The organism is Nocardia sp. NPDC003482 (assembly GCF_053588115.1).
The window spans coordinates 263,248-286,442 of the sequence record NZ_JBSFPI010000008.1; the positions used below are offsets into that span (position 1 = coordinate 263,248).

Here is a 23,195-nt window from a genome sequence, read left to right on the forward strand (position 1 = left end):
CTGCGACGATATCGGTTCCGATATCGGAAGATCGAGCGGTTGATCTTGGACAGCGGCCCGGTGGCCGTGATGTCGTGCCCGGCATGAGCAGTGTGAGCAGACGAGGGTTGCTCGGCGCGGCGGCGGTGCTGGCCGCCGGATGCGCGGTCGAGCGCCGCGGACCGAGCGCGACGACCCCGGCACCGGCGGCCGGTTCCACGGTGACCGTGCGCTGGTGGGGCAACAACGGGTGGGAGATCACCGACGGCACGAAGACCGTGCTGATCGACCCGTGGCTCACCCGCTTCCACACCGGCACCTACACCCCGGCGGGCGCCGACCCGCGAACCCCGATCTCGGTCGACACCGCCCTGATCGACTCCTATGTCGACTCCGGCCGCCTGCGCGCCGACCACATCCTGGTCACCCACGGCCACTACGACCACCTCACCGACGTGCCCTACATCGCCCAGCGCACCGGGGCCACCGTGCTCGGCACCGAGACCCACCTGAACCTGATGGCCGCGCTCGGCGCGCCCGAGAAACAGCTCGCCCTGGCGACCGGCGGCGAGGACCTCGCCTTCGACGGCTACCGCGTCCGCGTGCTGCGTTCCCTGCACTCCATGACCGGCCCGCGCGCCCAGATCGCCTATCCCGGAACGAGACCCGGCCTCGGCGCGACGAATTGGCCACGGCCCCAGGTGATCAGCGATCTGGTCGAGGGCGGCACGCTCGCCTACCACGTCACCATGGGCGCGGTCGGCGTGCTGAACTTCGGCGGCGCCAACTACATCGAATCCGAACTCGCCGGGCTGCGGCCGGATGTGCTGTTGCTGCCCGCGGGCGGCACCCTGATCCGCGACTACGTGCCCCGCCTGCTGCGCACGCTCGGGAATCCGCGCTATGTGGTGCCGACGCATTGGGACGATTTCGATCTTCCGCTGAGCGAACCCGCCCGCGACGCCGGCGGCCTGGAACCGTTGCGCCGGGCCGTGACCGCGGCGAGTCCCGGCAGCCGCTTCGTCGTGTTGGATCATCTGGAGACTCTCACCCCCTGACCGGAAATATCCGTGTCGTCGCGGTCGTTCGCCACCGACAAAGAGTCCCGAACGGAAGAGGTGCGGTATGGCCCACGCGGTCCGGTTCGATGAGTACGGTGACGTCGATGTGCTGAACGTGGTCGAGGTGCCCGATCCGGCGCCCGGCCCGGGGGAGGTGCTGGTGGCCGTGGTCGCCGCCGGGATCAATCCGGGCGAGTCGAAGATTCGCGCGGGCCTGTTGCACGACCGCTGGCCCGCGACCTTCCCCTCCGGCCAGGGCACCGATTTCGCGGGCCGGGTGGCCGCGCTCGGCGACGGGGTGAGCGGCATCGCCGTCGGTGACGAGGTGCTCGGCTTCACCAACAACCGGGCCAGCCACGCCACCCACGTCGTGGTGCCCGCCGAGCAGGTCACCCCCAAACCCGCGGACCTGTCCTGGGACATCGCGGGCGCGCTGTTCGTCGCGGGCACCACCGCCTTCGCCGCGGTGCGCGCGGTGAGCCCCGAGGCGGGGGAGACCATCGCGGTGTCCGGCGCGTCCGGCGGCGTGGGATCGATTGTGGTGCAACTGCTTCGGGCTCGCGACGTCACCGTGCTGGGCATCGCCGGACCCGCCAAGCACGACTGGTTGCGCGCCCACGGCGTCACCCCGATCGCCTACGGCGAGGGCCTGGCCGAACGCCTGCGCACCGCCGCCCCCGACGGCATCGACGCCTTCATCGACACCTACGGCTCCGGCTACGTGGAACTCGCCCTGGAACTGGGCGTGAAACCGGACCGCATCAACACCATCATCGACTTCCCCGCCGTCGAGAAGTACGGCGTGAAGTCCGAGGGCAACGCCGCCGCCGACACCATCGACGTGCTCGCCGAACTGGCCGACCTGGCCGCCGCGGGCACCCTCGAGATCCCCATCGCGGCGACCTACCCGCTCACCGCGGTACGCGCGGCGTACCGCGAACTCGAACGCGACCACACCCACGGCAAGATCGTGCTGCGGCCCTGAGTTGTGGGACAAACGTTCACATCCAGGAAATGGATGAGCGTTCCTTCCGGGCGGTAGGGTGTCCGCGAAAGGTGTTGGCACGTCGAGGGAGTGGTGGTGCGTCGGCTCCTCGACTTCTGGGTCGCGCTGGCGGCGCTGGCGGGCATGATGCTCACCGGGGCCGCCGCGATCGCGGCCGCGCAGGCGGGAGCGTGGGCGTCGGCCGCGCTGTTCGCGCAGCCCGCGGTGGCGTGCCTGCTGGTCGTGGTCGTCAACATCCTGGCCGAGATCGCGACGGCCGTGCTGAATCTGCTGGCCGCGCTGGCGGCCCCGCTGCTGGCGATCCCGCCGGTGCGGCGGCGGGTCCGCCGGGCGCGGTTGCGGCGCAACGCCTCTCGGGGGCAGCTGGTCGGGGGTAGGTGGGAGGCGTGACCGTGACAGTTGTCATGGTCGCATCGTGACGCTTGAGCGAGGCGTGCCCAGCCGCGACGCGCGAGAGTCGTAGGCATGACATCAGCCATCGAGATACGAGGGCTCACCAAGGCGTTCCGCACCCCGGCCGGAATCGTGCGGGCGGTGGACGGCCTCGACCTGACCGTGGCGCCGGGCGAGGTCGTCGCCTTCCTCGGCCCCAACGGCGCGGGCAAATCCACGACCCTCGACACGCTGCTGGGCCTGCTGCGGCCCGACTCCGGACACGTCGCGCTGTTCGGCGGCCCGCCGGACCGCGCGATCGCCGCGGGCCGGGTCTCGGCCGTCCTGCAATCGGGTGGGCTGCTGCCCGACCTCACCGTCGCCGAGACGGTGCGGCTGGTGGCCTGCCTGCACGCGAACCCCCGCCCGGCGCGAGAGGTGTTGCTGCGCGCGGGAATCGACGACATCGCCGAGCGCATGGTCGGCAAATGCTCCGGGGGACAACAGCAACGGCTGCGGTTCGCGCTGGCACTGCTGCCCAATCCGGATCTGCTCGTGCTCGACGAGCCGACCACCGGTATGGACGTCGAGGGCCGCCGCGACTTCTGGAACGCCATCCGCGCCGACGCGCGGGCGGGCCGCACCGTGCTGTTCGCCACCCACTACCTGGACGAGGCCGACGCCTACGCCGATCGAATCGTGTTGGTGCGCAACGGAACCGTCGTGGCGGACGGCAGCGCCGCCGAGATCAAGAACCTCGCCTCCGGCCGCGTGGTGAGCGCCACCCTGCCGGACGCGGACCGCGAACGGCTGCTCGCGCTGCCCGGGGTGGATTCGGTCGAAACGAGGGGTGACCGAATCCTGGTGCACACCAAGGACTCCGACGCCGTCGCCCGTTATCTGCTGCACGCCACCGCGGCCGTCGACCTGGAGGTCACCGGCCGCAATCTCGAGGACGCCTTCCTCACCCTGACCGGAGGACACTGATATGCACACCGCGCTCGGCGGCTTCAGCACCGAATTCCTCGGCCTGGAGCTGCGCCGGATGTTGCGCAACAAGCGCACCGGCATCTTCGCCCTGATCATGCCCGCGGTGGTGTTCGTCGCCGTGGGCACCAACTCCTCGTATCGCGGCGAGGCGTACGGGTCCGGCAATCTCACCGCGTATCTGATGATCTCGATGGCCGTCTACGGCGCGATGTTCGCCACCGCGTCGGGCGGGGCGATCGTCGCGGTGGAGCGCGGGCACGGCTGGAACCGGCAGTTGCGGCTGACCCCGCTGCGGCCGGTCACCTATGTGGCCACCAAGGTCATGGTCGCCATGGTGCTCGGATTGCTCTCCGTGACAGCGGTTTTCACGCTCGGCGCGATCTTCGGGGCGCGGCTGACGCCGGTGGCGTGGGTGAGTTGTTTCGTGCTGTCCTGGGTGGGGTCGCTGGTGTTCGCGGCCTTCGGTCTGTTCCTCGGCTATCTGCTGCCCGCGGAGAACGTCATGCAGCTGCTCGGGTTGGCGCTGGCGGCGCTGGGCTTCGGCGGCGGGTTGTTCGTGCCGCCCAGTGGCTGGTTCGAGACGGTGTCGCGGATCTTCCCCACCAATGGCATCGCCACGCTCGCGCGGCTGCCGATGGGGCAGGAGAGTCTCGGGTCGATCGGGATCGCGCTGGTCAATGTCGTGGTGTGGACGGCCGTGTTCGGCGGGGGAGCCGCGTACCTGTTCCGCCGCGACACGGCGCGCTGAGGTAGCGTCCGCTCGTGACCGGCCGATCATCCCTCGACCCCCGCGGGCTGGAACGCGTCCATGTCCTCGATGTCGTCTCGCGGCTGCTGGATCGGGCCGCCGCCGACCCGGTCCGGCCGAGCCGCTGGCGGCGGGCGGGGTGGGGGGCGTTCCTGGCGGTGGCGTGGCTGGTGTACCTCATCGGGCCGATCAGCGGTCACCTCGGCGCCGGGCATCGGGTGCGCGGCGGTGTGGCCGCCGCGGCCGCGATCGCGCTGCTGGCGCTCATCGTGATCACCTTCGCGCTGTTCCGTCGCGCCGACGACGACGTGCTGGCCGAACCCGATCCGGTGGACCACCGATTGTGGCTGCTGCTGGCGGCGATGTCGGTGCTGAGCGTCGCGTTGCTGACCACGTTGGGGCCCACCGCCTTTCCCACCACCATGTACGTCGCCGCGGTGGCCATCATGGTGCTGCCCAGCCGGCAGTCCGGCTACGTGGTGCTGATCGTGGTGACGGCGACCGTGCTGCTGGCCGTGACCGTGCCGGGCCTGCACATCGGCGGCGGCCTGCTGCTGGTGTGCCTGGTGCCCGTGGGCATCTGGTTCGGTCGCGAGATCGGCCAGCGCGGCAAGCGGTTACGCGAGCTGGCCCGTCGTCAGCAGGGTGAACTGGCCATCGTCGAGGAACGCAATCGCGTCGCCCGCGACGTCCACGACATCCTCGGTCACTCACTCACCGTCATCACCGTGAAAACCGAACTGGCCGGGCGCCTGGTCGACCTCGACCCCGCCCGCGCCAAGGCCGAGATCGCCGAGGTCGAACGCCTCGCCCGCGAAGCCCTCGCCGGGGTCCGCGAAACCGTCGGCGGTCTGCGCGAGATGTCGCTGGCGGCCGAACTCGCCACCGCGCGAACGGCCTTGCACGCCAGCGAAATCGACGCCGACCTCCCGGACTCGGTCGACGTGCCGCCGCGCCAGAGCATCCTGTTCGGCTGGGTCCTGCGCGAGGCCGTCACCAATATCGTCCGCCACAGCCAGGCCCACCACTGCACCGTCCGCGTCACCCCCACCACGATCGAGATCACCGACGACGGCGTGGGCCTGCCCGACACCACCCCCTCCGGCAACGGCCTCGCGGGCCTCCGCGAACGCGTCCGCGCCGCGGGCGGCAGCCTCGAAATCACCACGCGGTCCGGCGGAGGTGTGCGCTTGCGCGCAACCCTCGCCCCCTGAGCCGTGAGCGCGACTGCCGGGCACGCCGCTATCGTCTGTGGGCGATGACGATCAAGCTGTTGCTCGCCGATGATCAGGCGCTGGTGCGTGGGGCGCTGGCCGCGTTGCTCGGGTTGGAGTCCGATCTCGAGGTGGTGGGCGAGGTGGGGCGGGGGGACGAGGTGCTCGCCGCGGTGGAGCGGACCGGGCCCGATGTCGTGCTGTTGGATGTGGAGATGCCGGGGATGGACGGGATCGCGGTCGCGGGGCAGTTGCACGCGGCGCACCCGGGTGTGCGAATCCTCATGGTGACCACCTTCGGGCGCCCGGGCTACCTGCGGCGCGCCATCGATGCCGGGGCCGACGGTTTCCTCGTGAAGGACACGCCCGCAAGGGAATTGGCCGACGCCGTCCGCCGCGTCCACATGGGCCTGCGCGTGGTCGACCCCGCGCTGGCCACCGAAACCCTCACCTCCGGCACCTCCCCCCTGACCGCCCGCGAACGCGAGGTCCTCTCCGCCGCCGCCGACGGCTCCACCGCCGCCGCCATAGCCGCCCGCCTCCACCTCTCCGAGGGCACCGTCCGCAACCACCTCTCCGCCGCCATCGGCAAAACCGGCACCCGCACCCGAGCCGAGGCCGTCCGCACCGCCGAACGCCTGGGCTGGCTGTAGCGCCCCCGCACCGAGGCAATGCACGCCGAACCCCTGCGCTGGCTATAGCTCCGCGCGGCGAGGCAGTGCGGGTCGAACCCCGGCCTGGCTGTGGCTGGCCCCGCCGAGGTAGTCGCGTCGAACACCGGGGCCGGGCATAGCGCCCCTCGCGCCGAGGCCGTCCGCCCGCCGAACGCCTGGGCTGGCTGTAGCCCGCTGTTTTCCTCTCCGCCCGCCGGGTAGTGCGCAGGGACAACCCACGGATGAGGAGTGCGTATGCGGGCAGTGACGTGGCAGGGGCGGCGGAAGGTGTCGGTCGACGAGGTTCCCGATCCCAAGATCGAGGAGCCTACGGACGCGATCATCAAGGTGACCTCGTCTGCCATCTGCGGGTCCGATCTGCATCTGTACGAGGTGTTGGGGGCCTTCATGAGTGAGGGCGACATTCTGGGGCACGAGCCGATCGGGATCGTCGAGGAGACGGGGCCGGGCGTGACCGATCTCGCCCCGGGGGACCGCGTCGTCGTGCCGTTCAACATCAGCTGCGGCCACTGCTACATGTGCGGCACCGGGCTGCCCAGCCAGTGCGAGACCACCCAGGTCCGCGAATACGGTTCGGGCGCGGCGCTTTTCGGCTACTCCAAACTCTACGGCCAGGTGCCCGGCGGGCAGGCGGAATACCTGCGGGTGCCGCACGCGGACTTCACCCACGTCAAGGTGCCGCACGGCCCGCAGGACACCCGCTATCTGTTCCTGTCCGATGTGCTGCCGACCGCCTGGCAGGCCGTGGAATACGCCGCGATCCCCGACGGCGGCTCGGTGACCGTGCTCGGCCTCGGCCCGATCGGCGATATGGCGGCCCGGGTCGCGCGGCACCGCGGGTACCGCGTCATCGGCGTCGACCTGGTGCCCGAACGGCTGGCCCGCGCGGCCGCGCGCGGCGTGGAGATCGTGGACCTGTCGGCCGTCGACGCCCCCGTCGGCGACATCATCCGGGAGATGACCGACGGGCGCGGCACCGATTCGGTGATCGACGCGGTCGGCATGGAGGCGCACGGCTCCCCGATCGCCTCGGCGGCGCAGCTGTCGGCGTCGCTGCTGCCGGACGCGGTGGCGCGCAAGGTGATCGACACCGCGGGTGTGGACCGGATGGCTGCGCTGCACAGCGCGATCGACATCGTGCGCCGCGGCGGCACCATCTCGCTGTCGGGCGTCTACGGCGGCATGGTCGATCCGATGCCGATGAAGGTGCTGTTCGACAAGCAGATCCAACTGCGCATGGGCCAGGCCAACGTCAAACGCTGGATCGACGACATCCTGCCGCTGCTCGACGACGACGATCCGCTCGGCGTGGACGACTTCGCCACCCACCGGCTCCCGATGGCCGCCGCGCCCGAGGCGTACGCCATGTTCCAGCGCAAGGCCGACGGCGCGGTGAAGATCGTGCTGGATCCCGCCCTGGCCACCTGACGCCGGGACCCGTGTCGGTGCGCATGACTACCATCGAAACCGTGATCACGATCGATCGTCCCTACACCGGCCACGTCGCACCGGGCGAGAACCCCCAGCAGCGGGACGTGCCCGGCGCGCGCATCGTGAAGATGTCGGTCGGCCCGATGGACAACAACGTCTACCTCGTGCAGGACACCGCGTCCGGCGACGCGGTGCTGATCGACGCGGCCAACGAACCGGACCGCATCCTCGAGCTGATCCGGCAGGAGACGCCGGACCGGCTGCGCCTGATCCTCACCACCCACCAGCATTTCGACCACTGGCAGGGTCTGGAGAAGGTCGCCGCCGAGACCGCCGTGCCCACCGCCGCGCACGGCCTCGACGCCGAACCGCTGCCGGTACGGCCGGAACGCGTTCTGGCCGAAGGGGATTCGGTGCGCGTCGGCGAACTCGACCTCGAGGTCATCCACCTGCGCGGGCACACCCCGGGTTCGGTGGCGCTGGCCCTCACCGACGGCGACGGCCGGGTACACCTGTTCACCGGCGATTCCCTGTTCCCCGGCGGTGTGGGCCGCACCACCTCGCCGGAGGATTTCGACTCGCTCTACACCGACGTGACCGGCAAACTGTTCGACCGCTTCGGCGACGACACCGCCGTCTATCCCGGCCACGGCGACGACACCACCCTCGGCGCCGAACGCCCGCACCTGGCCGAGTGGCGGCAGCGCGGTTGGTGACCACCGGTCGCGGATCGCGCCCGGATCACCGCAATCCCGGCGTGACCGAATCCTGGCAGACTCGGGTCATGTCGTCCGCTCCGACCCGACCCGTGCCTGTCCGCAGCGCCGCATCCGGCTCGACCCGGCCGGGATCGCCGGTGCTGCGCTGGATTCGCCGGTTGATCGCCGGAACCCTCCTGTTCGGCGTCGTGGTGGTGGGCGGCACCGCCTTTCGGGTATGGCAGGTGGCACGGATCAACGACTACTCGCACGCCGACGCGATCGTGGTGCTCGGCGCGGCGCAGTACGACGGCACGCCCTCGTCGGTGTTCGAGGCCCGGCTCGCGCAGGCGTACCACCTGTACACCAAAGGCGTTGCGCCGCTGGTCATCACGGTCGGCGGCAAACAGGTCGGCGACAACTACACCGAGGCCGCCTCGGGGCGGAACTACCTGCGCGATCGCGGCGTGCCCGCCGACCACCTCCTCGCGGTGGAGACCGGATCGGACACCTTGCAGAGCATCGAGGCCGTGGCCGACGCCATGCGCGCCCGCGACCTGTCCTCCGCCGTGCTGGTCAGCGACCCCTGGCATTCGCTGCGCACCCGAACCATGGCGCGGGACGCGGGATTACAGGCGTGGACCGCACCCACCCGCACCGGCCCCGCCGTCTACACCCGCGAATCGCAGGCGCACGGGATCGCGCGCGAAACCGGTGCGCTGCTGTGGTATCAGATCACCCACGTCTCCGCCGACTTCAAATACACCGCGGAGCAATGACTTTGGCCGACTACATCGACCAGGACCGCGAACGCATGGTGCCGGAGAACTCCGACACCGCGGGCCTGAGCTGGTCGCCCTGTCCCGCCCGGCGCAGCGACTACGCCCGCGACCGCGCCCGCGTGCTGCATTCGGCGGCGCTGCGCCGACTGGCCGACAAGACGCAGGTCATGGGTCCGCGCGAGGGCGACACCCCGCGCACCCGGCTCACCCACTCGCTCGAGGTCGCCCAGATCGGCCGCAGCATCGCCGAGGGGCTGGGCTGCGACCCGGATCTGGTGGATCTGGCCGGGCTCGCCCACGACATCGGGCATCCGCCCTACGGCCACAACGGCGAACGCGCGCTGGACGAATTCGCCGACGCGCACGGCGGATTCGAGGGCAACGCCCAGAACCTGCGTATCCTCACCCGGCTCGAACCCAAGGTGTTCGACGCGACGGGCGAGAGCTTCGGACTCAACCTCACCCGCGCGGCGCTCGACGCGTGCGTCAAATACCCGTGGGGCCGAACCGAATCCGCGACCAAATTCGGCGCGTACGAGGTGGATCTGGAGCGGCTGGGCTGGGTGCGCAAGGGCGCGCCGGACCGGCGGCAGTGCCTGGAATCGCAGGTGATGGACTGGTCCGACGACGTCGCCTACTCGGTGCACGACGTCGAGGACGGCGTCATCGCGGGCCGAATCGACCTGCGCGCCTTGGCCGATCCCGCCGAACAGTCCGCGCTCGCGGCGCTCGGCCACGCCCAGCATCCGGGGCTGACCATCGACGATCTCGTCGCCGCGGCCGAACGGCTGTCCGGGCTGCCGGTCATCGCAGCGGCCGCCGGATACGACGGCACGCTGCGCGCCTCGGTCGCGCTCAAGCGACTCACCAGCGATCTGGTCGGCCGGTTCGCCACCGCCGCCGTGGAGGCGACCCGGCAGGCGTGGGGCGGTCGCAGCCTGTGCCGCTACGGGGCCGACCTCGAGGTGCCGCGCATCGTGGCCGCGGAGGTCGCGGTGCTCAAGACCGTCGCGCTGCGCTACGTCATGTCCGATCCGGAACACCGCCAGCGCCAAGCCGATCAACGCGACCGCGTCCACCGGGTCGCCGCGCACCTGCTCGCCGTCGCGCCGGACGGGTTGGATCCGGTGCTGCTGCCCTGGTGGGAGGAGGCGGGCGACGACACCGCGCGAGTGCGGGTGGTGGTGGACCAGATCGCCTCCTACACCGAGAGCCGCCTCGAGCGGGTGGCGGCTAGACTCGGTGATCGTGGCCGGACGACTCCCTGATCGCGATATCGCGGCAATTCGTGAACGCGTACGCATCGAGGACGTCGTGGGTGAGTACGTGGCGCTCAAGCGCGCCGGGGCCGACTCGCTGAAGGGCCTGTGCCCCTTCCACGACGAGAAGTCGCCCTCGTTCCATGTGCGCCCGAACCACAGCCACTTCCACTGCTTCGGCTGCGGCGAGAGCGGCGACGTCTTCGCGTTCCTCCAGAAGATCGATCACATCGGCTTCGTAGAGGCGGTCGAGCAGCTGGCCGACCGCATCGGATACAAGATCAATTACGAGGGCGGCGGCACCTCGGTGCAGCGCGATCGCGGCACCCGCTCGCGGCTGGTCGCCGCGAACGCCGCCGCGCACGAGTTCTACGTGGCCCAGCTCGCCGAGCCAGAGGCCGCCGCGGCGCGGAACTACCTGACCGAGCGGAACTTCGACGCCGCCGCGGCCCGGCACTTCGGCTGCGGTTTCGCCCCCGGCGGCTGGGACAGCCTCACCAAGCATCTGCTGCGCCGCGGTTTCGACATCAAGGAGCTGGAGGCGGCGGGGCTGTCCAAACCGGGCAGACACGGGCCGATCGACCGGTTCCATCGCCGATTGCTGTGGCCGATCCGCAATCTCAGCGGCGATGTCATCGGCTTCGGCGCGCGGCGGTTGTTCGACGACGACCAGATGACGGCCAAGTACATCAATACGCCGGAAACGGTGCTGTACAAGAAGTCTCAGGTGCTGTTCGGGCTGGATCTGGCCAAGCGCGAGATCGCCAAGAGCCATCAGGCGGTGGTGGTCGAGGGCTACACGGATGTGATGGCCATGCATCTGGCGGGTGTGAAAACCGCTGTGGCGTCCTGTGGTACGGCCTTCGGCGACGAGCATCTGGCGGTGCTGCGCCGGTTGCTGATGGACGACACGTGGATGCGCGGGGAGATCATCTACACCTTCGACGGCGACGAGGCCGGGCAGGCCGCGGCGCTCAAGGCGTTCTCCGGCGATCAGCGCATCGCCATGCAGACCTACATCGCGGTCGCGCCGGACGGTCAGGACCCGTGCGAACTGCGGCAGCGGTCCGGCGACACCGTGCTGAAGGATCTGGTCGCGCGGCGGGTTCCGTTGTACGAGTTCGCGATTCGCGGCATCGTCGAGAAGTACTACGACGATCCGGTGCGCAAGGACATGGGCCCCGACAAGCAGGTGCAGGCGCTGCGCGAGGCGGTGCCGCTGGTGGCGCAGATCAAGGATCCGGTGCACCGCAAGGCCTACGGGCTCAAGGTCGCGGCGCTGGTGGGCTGGCCGGACGAGCATCAGGTGGTGCGCCGGGTCGGCGAGGAGGCGCGGCGGGTGCGCAACGGCGCTCCGGCGCGGCCCGCGCGGTCCGGTGCGCCGGACATGTTGGACGGCAAGGCTTCCGAGCACGTCGCCGCGCGGCCCAATCCGAAGGATCCGGTGCTGCTGCCGCAGCGGCAGGCGCTCGCGGCGGCGTTGCAGTATCCGGCGCTGGCCGGGCCGGTGTTCGATTCGCTGGATCGGGAGGCGTTCACCCATCCCGCCTATGTCGCGGTGCGCTCGGCGATCCTCGAGGCCGGGGGGACGGCCGCCGGATTGGGTGGGGCGGAATGGGTTTCGCGGGTCAGCGATCACACCGACGATCTCACGCTGCGCGCGCTGGTGTCCGAGCTGGCCGTGGAGCAGTTGCCGGTGAAATCGCTCGACGACATCCGCCGGTTCGTCTCCGGTGTGCTCGCCCGGACCCAGGAGGCGTGGGTGGGTCGCCAGATCGCGGAACTGAAGTCGAGGTTGCAGCGGGTGTCCTCGACCGAGGAGCCGGACGCCTACATGGCGCTGTTCGGCGATCTGGTCGCGCTCGAGCAGTACCGCAAGAGCCTGCTCGCGCAGGCCATGGGCAACTCGGACGACTTCGCGCCCGCCTGATCAGCGGCGCAGCTGATCCTGCGGCACCAGCACGGTGGTGCGCTCGTCGATGGGTTCCATCGGCTCGAGCCGCGGCTGCGTGCTCAGCCGGTCCGACAGCTTCTGCCGGCCGACCATGACGAGTTTGCGAGTGACGGGACTGCTGGTGATCGCGCGGGTGGTCTTGCTGATCTGCTCGTAGCGGGCGCGACCCGCCTTGGCTCCGAGCACGTAACCGGCTGCGACGCCGATGATCAACCGCAGCATATTCTTGGGCTCCTCCCAGTAGCTGTCCGCGCCGTACATCCTGCCCGACGCGTGCGCGGGCTGTCGATTCAGGCCCCGGGTTCGCCCCGGGTTTCCGAGGATGCCAGAGGGGTCCGACAGGTGCCGTGACGCCGGAGATATGCACGGTGCACGAAACCCGTCGGCCGGATTCATGAGTTTGGCGATGGACGCCGCCGGGTCCTGTGCTGTGTGCTGAATCACGTTCGGGTGTCGACGGGACTGGAGGCCAACGTGATTCGCGGACGAGGACTCGCCGGTGTGGCGATCGCTATCGGCGTGTTGCTGTCGACGCCCGCGGCGGTGGCGGTCCCGCTGATCGGTCCGCCGGCGACCGCGCCCGCGGGCGTGGGGATTCCGGCCGGCTACTCGCCGCCCGCGCCCGCGTACGGGATCGGTGTGGATCCGGGACAGGTCGTGCCGCTCGCGGACGGGACGCGGCTCACGGCGACCGTGCGCTACCCCACCGATCCCGTGACCGGGCAGCGCGCGGCGGGACCGTTCCCGGTGATCGTCGACTACACGACGTATGTGGGATTGAACGGTGTCATCACCGCGGCGGTGCTCGGCGCGGTGCGCGGCGCGTTGGACAGTCTGGGGGTGCGGCTGCCGGACGAACTGGCGGATCTGAATCGCATTGCGCACCAAGGGATGAGCACCCAGGACGAATTGGTGCGGCGCGGGTACATCGAGGTGATCGCCGATGTGCGGGGGACGGGTTCGTCGACGGGGGAGTGGGATCCGGCCTCACCGCGCGACGGACAGGACGGTGTGGAACTAGTGGACTGGGCCGCGCGGCTGCCCGGTTCGAGCGGGGCCGTGGGCATGTTCGGGTACTCGTTCCCCGGTGTGTCGGGGATGTTGACCGCGGAGCGCAGCCGTCCCGGGTCGCCGTTGAAGGCGATGATGATGTTCACGGTGCCCAACGACGTGTTCAAGCACGTCGCGAGTCATGACGGCATGTTCAGCCCGATTCTGTTGACGGCGATCATTCCGGCCGTCGAGTTCCTGGGCGTGCTGGGACCGATGTTGAATCTGCCGCTGACACCGCAGGTGGCCGTGCAGGCGTTGTTCGATCACCTGCGGGCCGCGCTGGCCTCGCCGGACAGTCCGCTGGCGAAGCTCGTGGAGGGGTACGGGAACGGGACGTACGCGCACAAGGATTCGTGGTGGACCGCCCGCGACTTCGGGCCGGGCCTCCATGCCTTGGTGGACAACGACATTCCGACGTACTTCGTGGACGGGATCTGGGATCTGTACCAGGACGGCGCTTTCCAGAACTACGCGCAGTTGCAGAACCTGGCCGCCGGGCGCCCGCAGTACGGGCCGATGACGGCCGGGGCGCCGACCGATCCGCGGTTCCAGGTGTTGATGGGGCCCTGGTATCACGTCGGAATGGGGGCGGGCCCGTACGCGCGGCTCGATACGGATCCGGTGACGATCGCGTGGTTCGACCACTGGCTCAAGGGCGTCGACAACGGGATCGATCGGCCCGAGGGCACATTGCATGTGCTCGATCAGACCGGGGCCGGGGCGAACACCGACGCCTACCCGTTCGGGTTCGCGCGGCCGACGAGTCTCGCGCTGGGCTCCGGGACGCTGGGCGGCTCGCCGTCCGGTGAACCGGACCGGCTCCCCTACTCGCCCGTCGAGAACGTCTGCAACAGAGACAATTTCGAACAGTGGACGGCCGGGGTGCTGCAACTGGTGTTGAACCTGTTCGACGTGAACGACCCCTGCGCCGCCGGACAGGTCGGCCCCGCGTCCGGCATCGCCTACGTCGGCGAACCCGTGGCAGCGGACACCCTCGTGGCCGGGCCCGGCGCCGTGCACGCCTACCTCCGCTCCAGCGCCCCCGAGGCGGCCCTGCAAGCCCACCTGGACGACGTCGCCCCCGACGGCACCTCCGCCGAGATCACCGGCGGCGCCCAACTGGGCACCCTGCGCACCCTCGACGAAGCCAAGACCTGGCGCACCGACGACGGCACCGTCTACTCCCCGGAACACGACCTCTCCTCGGCCGCGGTGACCCCCTTCCCGCCCGGCGAGATCATCGAGGTCGACCTCCGCCTCCGCCCCACCTACTACCGCCTCCTCCCCGGCCACCGCCTCCGCCTGCGCCTCACCACCGGCAACTTCCCCTCCACCCTCGCCCCCCTCCCCGCGATCCCCACCCTCCTGGGCTCCACCCTCGACATCCTCCACGACCCCACCCACCCCACCACCCTCACCATCCCCCTGCATTCCCCCAGCTAGACCCCCGATTTGGGCCCCTCCCGCCCGATACGCTAAAGTTTCACCTCGGCCCGCCCGGTACGGAACGGGCCAGGCAGTCCCCTATAGCTCAATTGGCAGAGCAGCCGACTGTTAATCGGCAGGTTTCTGGTTCGAGTCCAGATGGGGGAGCGTCATACGGCCCCCTACCAGTGCGCATGGTAGCGGGCCGTTCGTATTTCCTTGGCGTTCCAGCTATTTCGAGTCGATTCGGCCCAGGGGGTCGTTCGTTTCCCTCAGGCTCGTTCGAAAGTCCTGCCACGCAACCTCATTCACGCCCAACGCTGTCAAAAGGTATGCCGCCGTGGCTTGTTGGACCAGGGCGACGCGCGCCGGGCTCTCGTCGGTGGTTCGGGTGTCGTGAGCGCCCTGGATGCCGCCGAGGCCGTGTTCCGCGCCGAACAGGGTGAGCAGGTCGGTGGCGCCGGGGGCGAGGTGGTAGCCGTCGGTGAACCAGTCCGGGCCGCGCACGGTCAGTGGTGATCGGTCGTGGTCGCCCGCGACGATCAGGCTGAGGGTCTTCAGGTCTGTGAAATCGGGGTTCATGAACGGGAAGTGTTCGGCGGCCATGGGGGAGAGGTCGGGGCCGCCGGAGCCGGGGAGGCTCAGCAGGACCGCGGCCGATACGCGGGGGTCGGTCATGCTCTCGCCCGGTGTGCCGTCGGTGACGACCCGGGCGCCCGCGACGGTGCTCGCGGTTTGCGCGCCCCACGAGTGTCCGGCGACCGCGATGCGTTCGTGGTCGACGCGACCGCTCAGGCCGGGGACCGTGGCCTCGATGGTGTCGAGGTTATCGAGGACGGTGGTCAGATCGTCTGTTCGGAGACGCCAGACGAGGGGAGCGCGGGGGTCGTCCGGGGCGAGACCGAGCGAGTCGAGGTGGGTGGGCTGGATGACGACGAATCCGTGTGCGGCCCAGAATCCGGCCAGTGGGGCGTAGTCGTCCATGGTCATGGTCATGCCGTGCGAGAAGACGATCAGCGGCAGTCGGTCGCCGGACAGCGGGGCGGTGACGCGGACCGGGATGGTGCGATCGGGGGTGGTCACCGTGATGGGCGCGACCGAGATGACGGGCGATGCGGGGGCGAGGGGATTCATGGGCGCGTGCCCTTCCTGGCGGGGTGCTGGTGAGATCGGGCGGCGGTCTGGGAGAATAGTTCCGGAGCGCCGCTCCGCTTCAAACATACGGAGCGTTGCTCCGCTTGGCAAGGTGGGAGGTTGCGTCATGTCATCGGCCGATGCGGCGCGGGACGGGGACGGTCGGCGCAAGCGATCCGACGCGCGCCGGAACGCGCAGACCCTGCTCGACGCGGCCGCGACCGTCTTCGCGCGCAGCGGCGTCCACGCTCCGGTGCGGGATATCGCGGCCGAGGCGGGGGTCGGCATGGGGACGGTGTACCGGCATTTCCCCACCCGCCCCGATCTGGTGGTCGCCGTCTTCCGGCATCAGGTCGACGCGCTCGCCGAGCCCCCCGAAGCCGCCGCGACCCCCGACGAGGCCCTGCGGTCCTGGGTGGACCGGTTCACCGAATTCCTCGTCACCAAGCACGGTCTGGCCGAGGCATTGCACTCCGACCAGGCCGGATTCGAAAGCCTGCACGCCGAATTCGTGGAGCGCCTGGTGCCCGTCCTCGACCGACTGCTGCGCGCGGGCGTCGACGCGGGCCGCATCCGCGCGGACGTCCGAGCCCTGGACCTGATGGTCGCGATCGGCAACCTGTGTATCGGTGCCGACACCTTTCCCGACTACCGCGCTCGGCACATGGTCGGCGTGCTCCTCGACGGCCTCAGCTCACCGTAGTCGCCAGCATTGAGCGCGGTCGGCGAGATTCCACCAGGAGACGAAGTCCGAATCCTCGGCCGCCAGTTTCCAGCGCCGCGCGAGTCCGTCGAAGAAGGCGTCGTCGGCGGTCTTGCCGCCCTTGGGTTCTCCGATGTAGACGAGGGTGTGGCCGCCGGTCGATTCGAACTCGGCGAGGGCGCGGGAAGCCATCGGATTGCCCCAGCCCGGGGGCCAGCACAGGAACAGGACGTCGTCCGGGCCGGTGCGGCCGAGTCGGTCGAGGCCGTCGACCGGGTGCCAGACGTCCGGTTGGTCCGGCGCTCCTCGGAACGAGAGGTTCTCGGCGCGGTCCGGAGGCTCGGCATCGAACGCCGCGACCGCCACCCCCGCCGCGGCCAACTGCGTGGCCCAATACCCTCGCCCGGCACCCAGTTCGACGACCCGTCGCCCTCGACAGAGGCCCGCGACCCAGCCGATGGTTTCCGGCGCAGGGATGGCATACGCGTACGCCCCTTGCAGAACGGTCTGCGCAAACCCAAGCCGCGCACTGCCATTCGCGCGTCCTCCATCGACCACCCGCCGCTCCCTTCGGTCGGAAACCGAAGCCTCCACAATCTCCCAGTACGGGTTCGCACTCACCACCCGACCACCGGTCATAAAGTGCACCAACCGAAGGTCGAACGCCCTATCCGCCCGATCGTCCCCCGTCCCCGGGAGCATCGACGCCGTATCCAAATACTCTGCGACCGTAGGAAATTCACCCCGAAGCCGATCCTGGTCCTCGAGCAGCGCGGCCAGTTCCTCGCGCCGCTCCGCCGTCAGCATCAACTCAGCCATGCCTCGATTCTCGATGATGCGAGCGGTCTCTTCAGCCGGTTCCGCGCACCCGATCCAGTGCTTCCGCTATGGCGTGTCGCAACGTGTCGTGCTCGGGGCCGAGGGCGTACTGCGGGTCGGCCCAGTCCGCGCACGGGCGCAGCCACACCGGCAGGGTGCGCAATTCCGTTGGCTCCCAATCATATCTGGGCCAGATGTGTGCGTGGAGGAAGTGATCGGCATTGCCCAGGATCTCCAGGTTCACCCGACGGAAAGCCGGGTCCAGACTCGCGCAGGCGTGTTCCACGGCCTGGCCGAGGTCGTCCATGTCGTTCAGGTAGGCGAGTCGTCTGGCCTTGGGGAGGTCGGAGAGGCGTTGAACGGCGGGGTCGTCGGCGAGTAGAACGCAGTAGCCGGGCAGGAATTGCACGTCTCCCATGACGGCGAAGCCCGCGGTCAGTCTGCGGAGGACGGTCGGGTTCTCGCCGCGCAGGGCGCTGCCGATTCGGTCGGCTCGGAAGTCGCTGGGCATCATCGAGCCGTTCAGGCGGTGAGTCGAAAAGCGCTGGGACTGTGGCCCTTCCAGCGTTTGAATGCCGCGCTGAAGCCGAAGGGGTCCGCGTAGCCTACCGCTCGTGCGATCTGGGCGATGGTCATGTTCGTGTCGAGGAGCAATGTGGTCGCTTCCTCCATGCGGAGTTCGGTGAGGTAGGTCAGTGGAGGTTGGTTCATCAAAGCGGTGAAGCGTTTGGCGAACAGGGCGCGGGAGACTCCGGCGTGGGCGGCCAGGGAGGCGACCGTCCAGGGGGAAGAGGGGTGGGCGTGGATGGCCTCGAGGGCCGGGCCTACTACGGGGTCGGTGAGGGTTCGGATCCAGTCGGGGGCGTCGGGGCCCGCGAACCAGGTGCGGAGGGTGCAGACGAGGGCCCAGTCGAGGAGGCGGTCCATGAGGGCTTGGGAGCCGGGGGTGCGGGTGGTGGCGTCGGTGGCGGTGGATTCGAGCCAGTCGCAGATCTCGGGGTCGTCGGTGACGGTCAGGATCGGGGGGAGGGCGCGCAGGAGGCGGTCGGGGCGGTGGCCGGAGGTGCGGTAGGCGGCGACGATCAGGGCGGTGGTGTCCTCGGGGGCGGCGCCCCAGTGGATGCCGTCGAGGTGGTGGGCGGTGCAGTCGGGGTCGTCCACGAAGCAGGAGATCTCGTACGCTTCGTGCGGGCCGGTCAGGGAGGCGGGGCTGTCGGCGAGGTGGAAGGGGGAGGGGCCGCGGACCACGGCCGTATCGCCTTGGCGGACAACGTGTTCGGTGCCATCGGCGAGGATCAGGGTGCCGCCGCCGTGCAGGACCGTCACCATGGTGAGGGGTGCGCGGTCGGCGAAGCGGAGGGTCCAGGGGGCGCGCAGCACGGCGTGGCTGGCCACCGAACCCTCGGCGCGCAGGCCGTTCAACAGGGAGCTCAAGGGATCCACCGCGTCCAGCGTAGACGAACTCCTATGCATCGGAGCTTTTCTCCCATGGATCGTCCACGCGGGGCTCGCTGTACTGGACACATGGAGAACAACGGAACCGCGCTCGTCGTACTCGCCCATCACCGGTCGGACTCGCTGACCGCGCACATCGCCCGCCGCACGGTCGCCCGCCTGGAGGCCGAGGGCTACCGCGTCGACCTGCTCGATCTGCATCGGGAGGGCTTCGATCCGCGCATGACCATCGAGGACCAACCCGATTGGGGGAACCGGGAGAAGGTCTATTCCGCCGAGGCGCGGGAGCACATGGCCCGGCTGCTCGCCGCGGATCGGGTGGTCGCGGTGTTCCCGGTGTACTGGATGAGCGTGCCCGCGGTACTGAAAGGCTGGATCGACCGGGTGTGGAACTACGGGTTCGCGTACGGGCGCAGCAAGCCTCGGCTCGCCGGGAAGCGGATCCTCTGGCTGGGCCTGGCGGGGGCCACCGCCGCGGACGCCGTCGTCGAGCCCATGCGGCACGTGCTCGAGAACCAGTTGAACGACGGCATCGCCTACTACTGCGGATTCGAGCGGTCCACCGTGGGTCTGCTGCCCGACGCGGAGGAACGGCCGCAGACCCTCGCCGCCGACGGCACCCTCGTGGTGGGCGACGCCGTGGCCGGGGCGGAACGCGACGCGCACTACGCCGAATTCGACCGGCGCGCAGCCGAAATCGTCGACGAGTTCCTCGCCACGCCGCTCCCCGCCCGAGCGTGACCGTCCATCAGCCTCGCCGCGCCGCTCCCCGCCCGAGCGTGACCGGTCCTCAGCCCCGCCGCGCCTCCCGATTGGCGTGCTTGCGGGCGGCGAAGTCGTACGCCTCGGCCACGAGCGCCAGGGCCGAATCCAGCGTCGCCGCATCGGGATTCACCACCGTCACCCAGTTCTGCCCGGCGTACACCGGGTGCGGCATCAGCACATCTCGGGCGGCGTAGTCGAAACCCGTGTCGTAGACGCCGTTTTCGTCCCGGTGGCCGGGGGCGGGGCCGAACAACGCGATGTACCGGTCGCGGGGCAATCCGAGATTGAGCCGGTACGAGCCGTCGCCCAGCGCGGAGACGGCGTCGTAGTTGTCCCCGGTCACCAGGGTCGCGAACGGCATCTGCAAGTTCGGGGGCAGGTCGCCGTCCGGGTCGAAGATGAAGAAGGTGTCCCCGAGATGTTCGGCCACCCGGAGGCCCGCGTAGCTCGTGGTGATGTGTCGCTTCATCTCGTCGGCGTTCATGCCGTCCCTTCCTTGTCGAAAACCCCCTTCAATCGTCTCATTGAAGTGTTTATTGGAACTTTCACAGCAGAAAGCGCGAATCATGGGCAAGAACCCTCAAATACCGGACGAAACCGTTTCAAGAGCAATCTGGCGGAAATATTCGGCAACGAATCGGCAATGCCGCTGTGGTGGGATGGGCCATCCGACGACCTGGTGCTCCGGGAGGCGCTCGATGTTCGAATCCTGTTACACCCCTGCCGATGTCGCGTATCTGCTGCGGTGCCGCTACGGATTGCCGATCGAATTCGTCGCCGCCCGCCCGGCGGTGACCTGCGGCCCCGGCATCGGGGCGGTGACCATGCCCGTCGATCTCGGCGACCGCGTGCTCACCCTGCTCGACGAGCGGTCACCGGTGGTCGCGAACCCGCGCGAGACCGCGTGGACCTTCCTCGTCGCGCCGGGTCCGCCGGATCAGGCGCCTCGGGTACACAATGCGCTCGTACCGGGGCCGCCGGGTCGGACGTCGCCGCGGACACCACGAGACCCGGCCGTGATCGTGCACGCCCCCGGCTACCGCGTGCTCATGCCGATGTCCGATCACGGCTTCGGGTGGCGCTGGGCGTGTGAGCCGATCGCGGGGCCGCCGCGGTTGCCGTCGTGTGGGCGGGTGCTCGACCTCGTGGCGGAGGCGACGGGGGGTGTGCTGGTGGGTGCGGGTCAGGCCGGGGCCAGGCCCGAGAAGTCGCGCAGCACAACGTGATTGCGGTCGTGGCAGCCGCCGAGCGCGTGATCGGGATGCAGGCCGAAGTACTGCCGCCGGGTGCGGGTGCTCCACCGGCGTGCGGCGTCGGTACGGGTCTTGTAGAAGTTCACCATGTAGCCGCCCTCGTACAGGCGCAGCAGCATGTAGCCGCCCGGGTACTCCTTGGCGGCGGCCACCTCGAGGAATTCCACCTCGATGCCGTCGTCGGGCCGCCCCAGCCGATTGCGATGGGTGTGCCCGCTGTGATGCAGGAACACCCCGGGCGCGCCGCGGTAGGCGGCTTGCAGACGCATGGCGGTCACCCGGTCCAGCACGAAACCGGGACCGCCCGGATTGCTCACGGCCGCTGAGGAAGTCACCGGATGATGGCCGAACACCAGCGTCGGGCGATCCGGATCCCCGGCCAGCACTTCGCGCAGATGGTCCAGCTGCGGGGCGACGATCGTGCCGCCGGAACCGCGCAGGCGGGTGGTGTCCAGCCCGATCAGGCGCAGCCCGCCCACGGTGTGCTCGGTCAGGCGCTGACGGCGGTGGAACGCCGTGCCCCAGTGGTCGTCCGGTTGCGGCGCGTCGTGATTGCCGCGGCAGACGAAGTAGTCGCGACCGAGCGCGCCCCAACCGTCCAGATGTCGCCGCACCGCCGCGCACTGCTCGAATGTGCCGGTGTCGGTGAGATCGCCCGCGACGATCAGGTTGTCCGCACCGCGATCCGGCAGCCGCAGATCCGACAGCAGCGAGTCGAGCATGAGCTCGGGATGGTCGGCGCCGTCGTGCCGCAGACCCGTCGGCAGCCCGGCCATGAGCAGCCCGCTCGACCGCTCGCCGACATGCAGATCGTTGGCCAGGGCCAGGGTGCGCAGCAGCCGCCCCGGCGGCGGCGTGAGCGTGGTGAAAACGCCTGTGCTCTCCGGTGATCCGGCCCGCCGCGTCACCAGGGTCCGCGAGGACACCGCGCGCTGCCCGGCCGAATACGCCTCGAACCGATACGACCGCCCGGGTTCGAGCCCGTCGATCTCCGCGTAGTGGAACGGCGTGGGCCGGGTGTCGTGGAAGCACTGCCGTGCCGGTCCGAGGACGTCCGCGGGCGCGATGCGGACCTCGGTGTCGGTGGGCACCGGCCGCAGCCGGCCCGCGCGGTCGCGCTCGCGGGTGGTCCAGGTCAGGATCACCGAGCGATCCGTCACCGTCACCACCTCGAGGTCCATGGCGATCATCGAATGATGCCGCGCCCCAACGGTTTCGACGCGATGTGCCAGATGCGGCCGCAGTGGTCCGGCGCCCACGGCCACCGCCGCGGTCGCCGTCGCCACATTCGCCAGCCACACGGTTCGCAGCCGCGCGTTCAGCATGAAGACCTCCGCCCAGGTTCGTCCCCTCGACGGTAGGGCCGCGGATTGAACGCGGGATTCCCTGCGCGTGACGGCTCGGCCCCGCGCGCTGAATAGTGAGAAACCCGCAGGTGAGCGGCAGTTGTCGCGACCACGGGAATCGTCCTGGCCCGCTACGGGTTCGCACGGGCATGGTTCCTCTCGGCGTATCGCTGTGGCCCCGCGTGGGCGTGGAAAACGACGTGACCGATGTGATCGAGCAGGCGCGCGCGGCCCGCGCGGCCGGGCTGCGGTCGGTGTGGTTCGGTCAGCGTTTCGATCTCGACTCGCTCGTGCTGGCCGGAGTCGTCGGCCACGCCGTCCCGGATCTCGGCGTCGGGACGTCGATCGTGCCGATCAACCCGCGCCATCCGATCGTGGTCGCCGGTCAGGCCCAGACGGTGCAGGCCGCCACCGGTGGCCGCTTCCGGCTCGGGCTCGGATTGGGCGCTCCGGCAACGGAATCGGCCGCCTTCGGCATCGACGAGGACAAGCCGGTGCTGCGGCTGCGCGAGTATCTGATCGCGCTGCGCGAGCTGATCGAGCACGGCGGCGCCGATTTCGCGGGCGAACGGCTGCGCGCGAACCCGCCGATGCCGACCACCGTGCACGGCGGCCAGGACATTCCCTTGCTGGTCGCGGCGATGGGGCCGCGGGCGCTGCGCGTCACCGGCGAACTCGCCGACGGCGTGCTGCCGCTGCTGGCCGGACCGCGCACGCTGGGTTCGCACATCGTGCCCCACCTCGAGCGGGCCCGGCCCGCGCGCCCGCTCCAGATCGTCGCCGGTGTCGTGACCGTGGTGACGGACCGGCCCGAGGAGGTCCGCGCGCACGCCACCGAGGTGATGGCCTTCTACGAGCGCGTGCCGTCCTACCGCGCCGTGCTCGACCGCGAGGGCGTCGAGCGTGCCGCCGACGTGGCGCTGATCGGTGACGAGGAGCATGTGGCGCGGGGCCTGCGCGCGTATGTGGACGCGGGCGCGACCGAATTGCTCGTGGCGCAAACGGATTTGGGCGGGCCGGCGGATCAGGCGCGCACCTGGCGGCTGCTCGGCGAATTGGCGGCGCGATCCTGAT

Annotated in this window: 24 protein-coding genes and 1 tRNA gene; 18 read left to right on the forward strand and 7 right to left on the reverse strand. The window is 70.0% G+C overall.

Features of this window, described 5'->3' with window-relative positions:
* Window positions 1-83: 83 nt before the first annotated feature.
* The 12 genes from ACWDSJ_RS15285 to dnaG all read left to right on the forward strand — a co-directional run bounded on the left by ACWDSJ_RS15285 (window position 84) and on the right by dnaG (window position 12,144).
* Window positions 84-1,037: an MBL fold metallo-hydrolase gene (locus ACWDSJ_RS15285; protein ID WP_450032414.1), complete on the forward strand. Its 954-nt coding sequence runs from the start codon at window positions 84-86 to the stop codon at window positions 1,035-1,037.
* A 67-nt stretch (window positions 1,038-1,104) separates the two neighbouring features.
* Window positions 1,105-2,025, forward strand: coding sequence for an NADP-dependent oxidoreductase (locus ACWDSJ_RS15290; protein ID WP_450032416.1), 921 nt, complete (start codon window positions 1,105-1,107; stop codon window positions 2,023-2,025).
* Between the two features lie 96 nt (window positions 2,026-2,121).
* A complete protein-coding gene (locus tag ACWDSJ_RS15295) occupies window positions 2,122-2,436 on the forward strand; it encodes a hypothetical protein (RefSeq protein WP_450032418.1) in 315 nt (104 codons plus the stop codon).
* A 75-nt stretch (window positions 2,437-2,511) separates the two neighbouring features.
* Window positions 2,512-3,405, forward strand: coding sequence for an ABC transporter ATP-binding protein (locus ACWDSJ_RS15300; protein ID WP_450032420.1), 894 nt, complete (start codon window positions 2,512-2,514; stop codon window positions 3,403-3,405).
* A 1-nt stretch (window position 3,406) separates the two neighbouring features.
* Window positions 3,407-4,156 (forward strand): ABC transporter permease, encoded by a 750-nt coding sequence (locus ACWDSJ_RS15305; RefSeq protein WP_450032422.1) that lies wholly within the window; start codon window positions 3,407-3,409, stop codon window positions 4,154-4,156.
* A gap of 14 nt (window positions 4,157-4,170) precedes the next feature.
* On the forward strand, window positions 4,171-5,370 hold the full coding sequence (locus tag ACWDSJ_RS15310) for a sensor histidine kinase (protein ID WP_450032424.1): 1,200 nt from the start codon (window positions 4,171-4,173) through the stop codon (window positions 5,368-5,370).
* A 44-nt stretch (window positions 5,371-5,414) separates the two neighbouring features.
* The gene (locus ACWDSJ_RS15315) at window positions 5,415-6,023 is read left to right on the forward strand and encodes a response regulator (RefSeq protein WP_450032426.1); all 609 of its coding nucleotides are present in this window, start codon (window positions 5,415-5,417) and stop codon (window positions 6,021-6,023) included.
* A gap of 255 nt (window positions 6,024-6,278) precedes the next feature.
* A complete protein-coding gene (locus ACWDSJ_RS15320; protein ID WP_450032428.1) occupies window positions 6,279-7,472 on the forward strand; it encodes an alcohol dehydrogenase catalytic domain-containing protein in 1,194 nt (397 codons plus the stop codon).
* 23 nt (window positions 7,473-7,495) lie between these two features.
* Window positions 7,496-8,191 carry an MBL fold metallo-hydrolase gene (locus ACWDSJ_RS15325; RefSeq protein ID WP_450032430.1) on the forward strand — a complete coding sequence of 232 codons (696 nt, stop codon included), beginning with the start codon at window positions 7,496-7,498 and terminating at the stop codon, window positions 8,189-8,191.
* Between the two features lie 68 nt (window positions 8,192-8,259).
* On the forward strand, window positions 8,260-8,952 hold the full coding sequence (locus ACWDSJ_RS15330) for a YdcF family protein (RefSeq protein ID WP_450032432.1): 693 nt from the start codon (window positions 8,260-8,262) through the stop codon (window positions 8,950-8,952).
* On the forward strand, window positions 8,949-10,223 hold the full coding sequence (locus ACWDSJ_RS15335) for a deoxyguanosinetriphosphate triphosphohydrolase (RefSeq protein WP_450032433.1): 1,275 nt from the start codon (window positions 8,949-8,951) through the stop codon (window positions 10,221-10,223). Before ACWDSJ_RS15330 ends, ACWDSJ_RS15335 begins: the two co-directional genes overlap by 4 nt.
* Entirely contained in the window at window positions 10,204-12,144 is a 1,941-nt protein-coding gene (gene dnaG / locus ACWDSJ_RS15340) for a DNA primase (protein WP_450032435.1), read from the forward strand. Before ACWDSJ_RS15335 ends, dnaG begins: the two co-directional genes overlap by 20 nt.
* On the opposite strand, the gene ACWDSJ_RS15345 is transcribed toward dnaG, so the two are convergent.
* Window positions 12,145-12,390 carry a hypothetical protein gene (locus ACWDSJ_RS15345; RefSeq protein ID WP_387368916.1) on the reverse strand — a complete coding sequence of 82 codons (246 nt, stop codon included), beginning with the start codon at window positions 12,388-12,390 and terminating at the stop codon, window positions 12,145-12,147. It lies immediately after the preceding gene.
* Between the two features lie 279 nt (window positions 12,391-12,669).
* Here ACWDSJ_RS15345 and ACWDSJ_RS15350 point away from each other — a divergent pair, with 279 nt between their 5' ends.
* Both ACWDSJ_RS15350 and ACWDSJ_RS15355 read left to right on the forward strand, forming a co-directional pair.
* Window positions 12,670-14,664 carry a CocE/NonD family hydrolase gene (locus tag ACWDSJ_RS15350; RefSeq protein WP_450032437.1) on the forward strand — a complete coding sequence of 665 codons (1,995 nt, stop codon included), beginning with the start codon at window positions 12,670-12,672 and terminating at the stop codon, window positions 14,662-14,664.
* Window positions 14,665-14,741: 77 nt separating this feature from the next.
* A tRNA-Asn gene (locus tag ACWDSJ_RS15355) sits at window positions 14,742-14,814 on the forward strand.
* Window positions 14,815-14,877: 63 nt separating this feature from the next.
* On the opposite strand, the gene ACWDSJ_RS15360 is transcribed toward ACWDSJ_RS15355, so the two are convergent.
* Window positions 14,878-15,780: an alpha/beta hydrolase family protein gene (locus ACWDSJ_RS15360; protein WP_450032439.1), complete on the reverse strand. Its 903-nt coding sequence runs from the start codon at window positions 15,778-15,780 to the stop codon at window positions 14,878-14,880.
* A 127-nt stretch (window positions 15,781-15,907) separates the two neighbouring features.
* On the opposite strand from ACWDSJ_RS15360, the gene ACWDSJ_RS15365 reads away from it, so the two are divergent.
* Entirely contained in the window at window positions 15,908-16,483 is a 576-nt protein-coding gene (locus ACWDSJ_RS15365; protein WP_450032441.1) for a TetR/AcrR family transcriptional regulator, read from the forward strand.
* Here the strand turns inward: ACWDSJ_RS15365 and ACWDSJ_RS15370 are convergent.
* Genes ACWDSJ_RS15370 through ACWDSJ_RS15380 form a run of 3 tightly spaced genes read right to left on the reverse strand, consistent with a single transcriptional unit; the run spans window position 16,475 to window position 18,745 of the window.
* Window positions 16,475-17,302, reverse strand: coding sequence for a hypothetical protein (locus ACWDSJ_RS15370; protein WP_450032442.1), 828 nt, complete (start codon window positions 17,300-17,302; stop codon window positions 16,475-16,477). The two genes, ACWDSJ_RS15365 and ACWDSJ_RS15370, sit on opposite strands and share 9 nt — an antisense overlap.
* A 31-nt stretch (window positions 17,303-17,333) precedes the next feature.
* On the reverse strand, window positions 17,334-17,816 hold the full coding sequence (locus ACWDSJ_RS15375; RefSeq protein WP_450032444.1) for a diadenosine tetraphosphate hydrolase: 483 nt from the start codon (window positions 17,814-17,816) through the stop codon (window positions 17,334-17,336).
* Between the two features lie 8 nt (window positions 17,817-17,824).
* Window positions 17,825-18,745 carry an AraC family transcriptional regulator gene (locus ACWDSJ_RS15380; protein WP_450032446.1) on the reverse strand — a complete coding sequence of 307 codons (921 nt, stop codon included), beginning with the start codon at window positions 18,743-18,745 and terminating at the stop codon, window positions 17,825-17,827.
* An 81-nt stretch (window positions 18,746-18,826) separates the two neighbouring features.
* Between ACWDSJ_RS15380 and ACWDSJ_RS15385 the strand changes: the two genes are divergently transcribed.
* Window positions 18,827-19,498 (forward strand): NAD(P)H oxidoreductase, encoded by a 672-nt coding sequence (locus ACWDSJ_RS15385; RefSeq protein WP_450032447.1) that lies wholly within the window; start codon window positions 18,827-18,829, stop codon window positions 19,496-19,498.
* Window positions 19,499-19,547: 49 nt separating this feature from the next.
* Here the strand turns inward: ACWDSJ_RS15385 and ACWDSJ_RS15390 are convergent, their stop codons facing one another.
* A complete protein-coding gene (locus ACWDSJ_RS15390; protein ID WP_450032449.1) occupies window positions 19,548-20,006 on the reverse strand; it encodes a DUF6194 family protein in 459 nt (152 codons plus the stop codon).
* 214 nt (window positions 20,007-20,220) lie between these two features.
* Here ACWDSJ_RS15390 and ACWDSJ_RS15395 point away from each other — a divergent pair, with 214 nt between their 5' ends.
* Window positions 20,221-20,748, forward strand: coding sequence for a hypothetical protein (locus tag ACWDSJ_RS15395; RefSeq protein ID WP_450032451.1), 528 nt, complete (start codon window positions 20,221-20,223; stop codon window positions 20,746-20,748).
* On the opposite strand, the gene ACWDSJ_RS15400 is transcribed toward ACWDSJ_RS15395, so the two are convergent.
* Window positions 20,706-22,100 carry a metallophosphoesterase gene (locus ACWDSJ_RS15400; RefSeq protein WP_450032453.1) on the reverse strand — a complete coding sequence of 465 codons (1,395 nt, stop codon included), beginning with the start codon at window positions 22,098-22,100 and terminating at the stop codon, window positions 20,706-20,708. The two genes, ACWDSJ_RS15395 and ACWDSJ_RS15400, sit on opposite strands and share 43 nt — an antisense overlap.
* 170 nt (window positions 22,101-22,270) lie before the next feature.
* Between ACWDSJ_RS15400 and ACWDSJ_RS15405 the strand changes: the two genes are divergently transcribed.
* Window positions 22,271-23,194, forward strand: coding sequence for a TIGR03564 family F420-dependent LLM class oxidoreductase (locus tag ACWDSJ_RS15405; protein ID WP_450032455.1), 924 nt, complete (start codon window positions 22,271-22,273; stop codon window positions 23,192-23,194).
* The last annotated feature ends 1 nt before the right edge of the window (window position 23,195 follow it).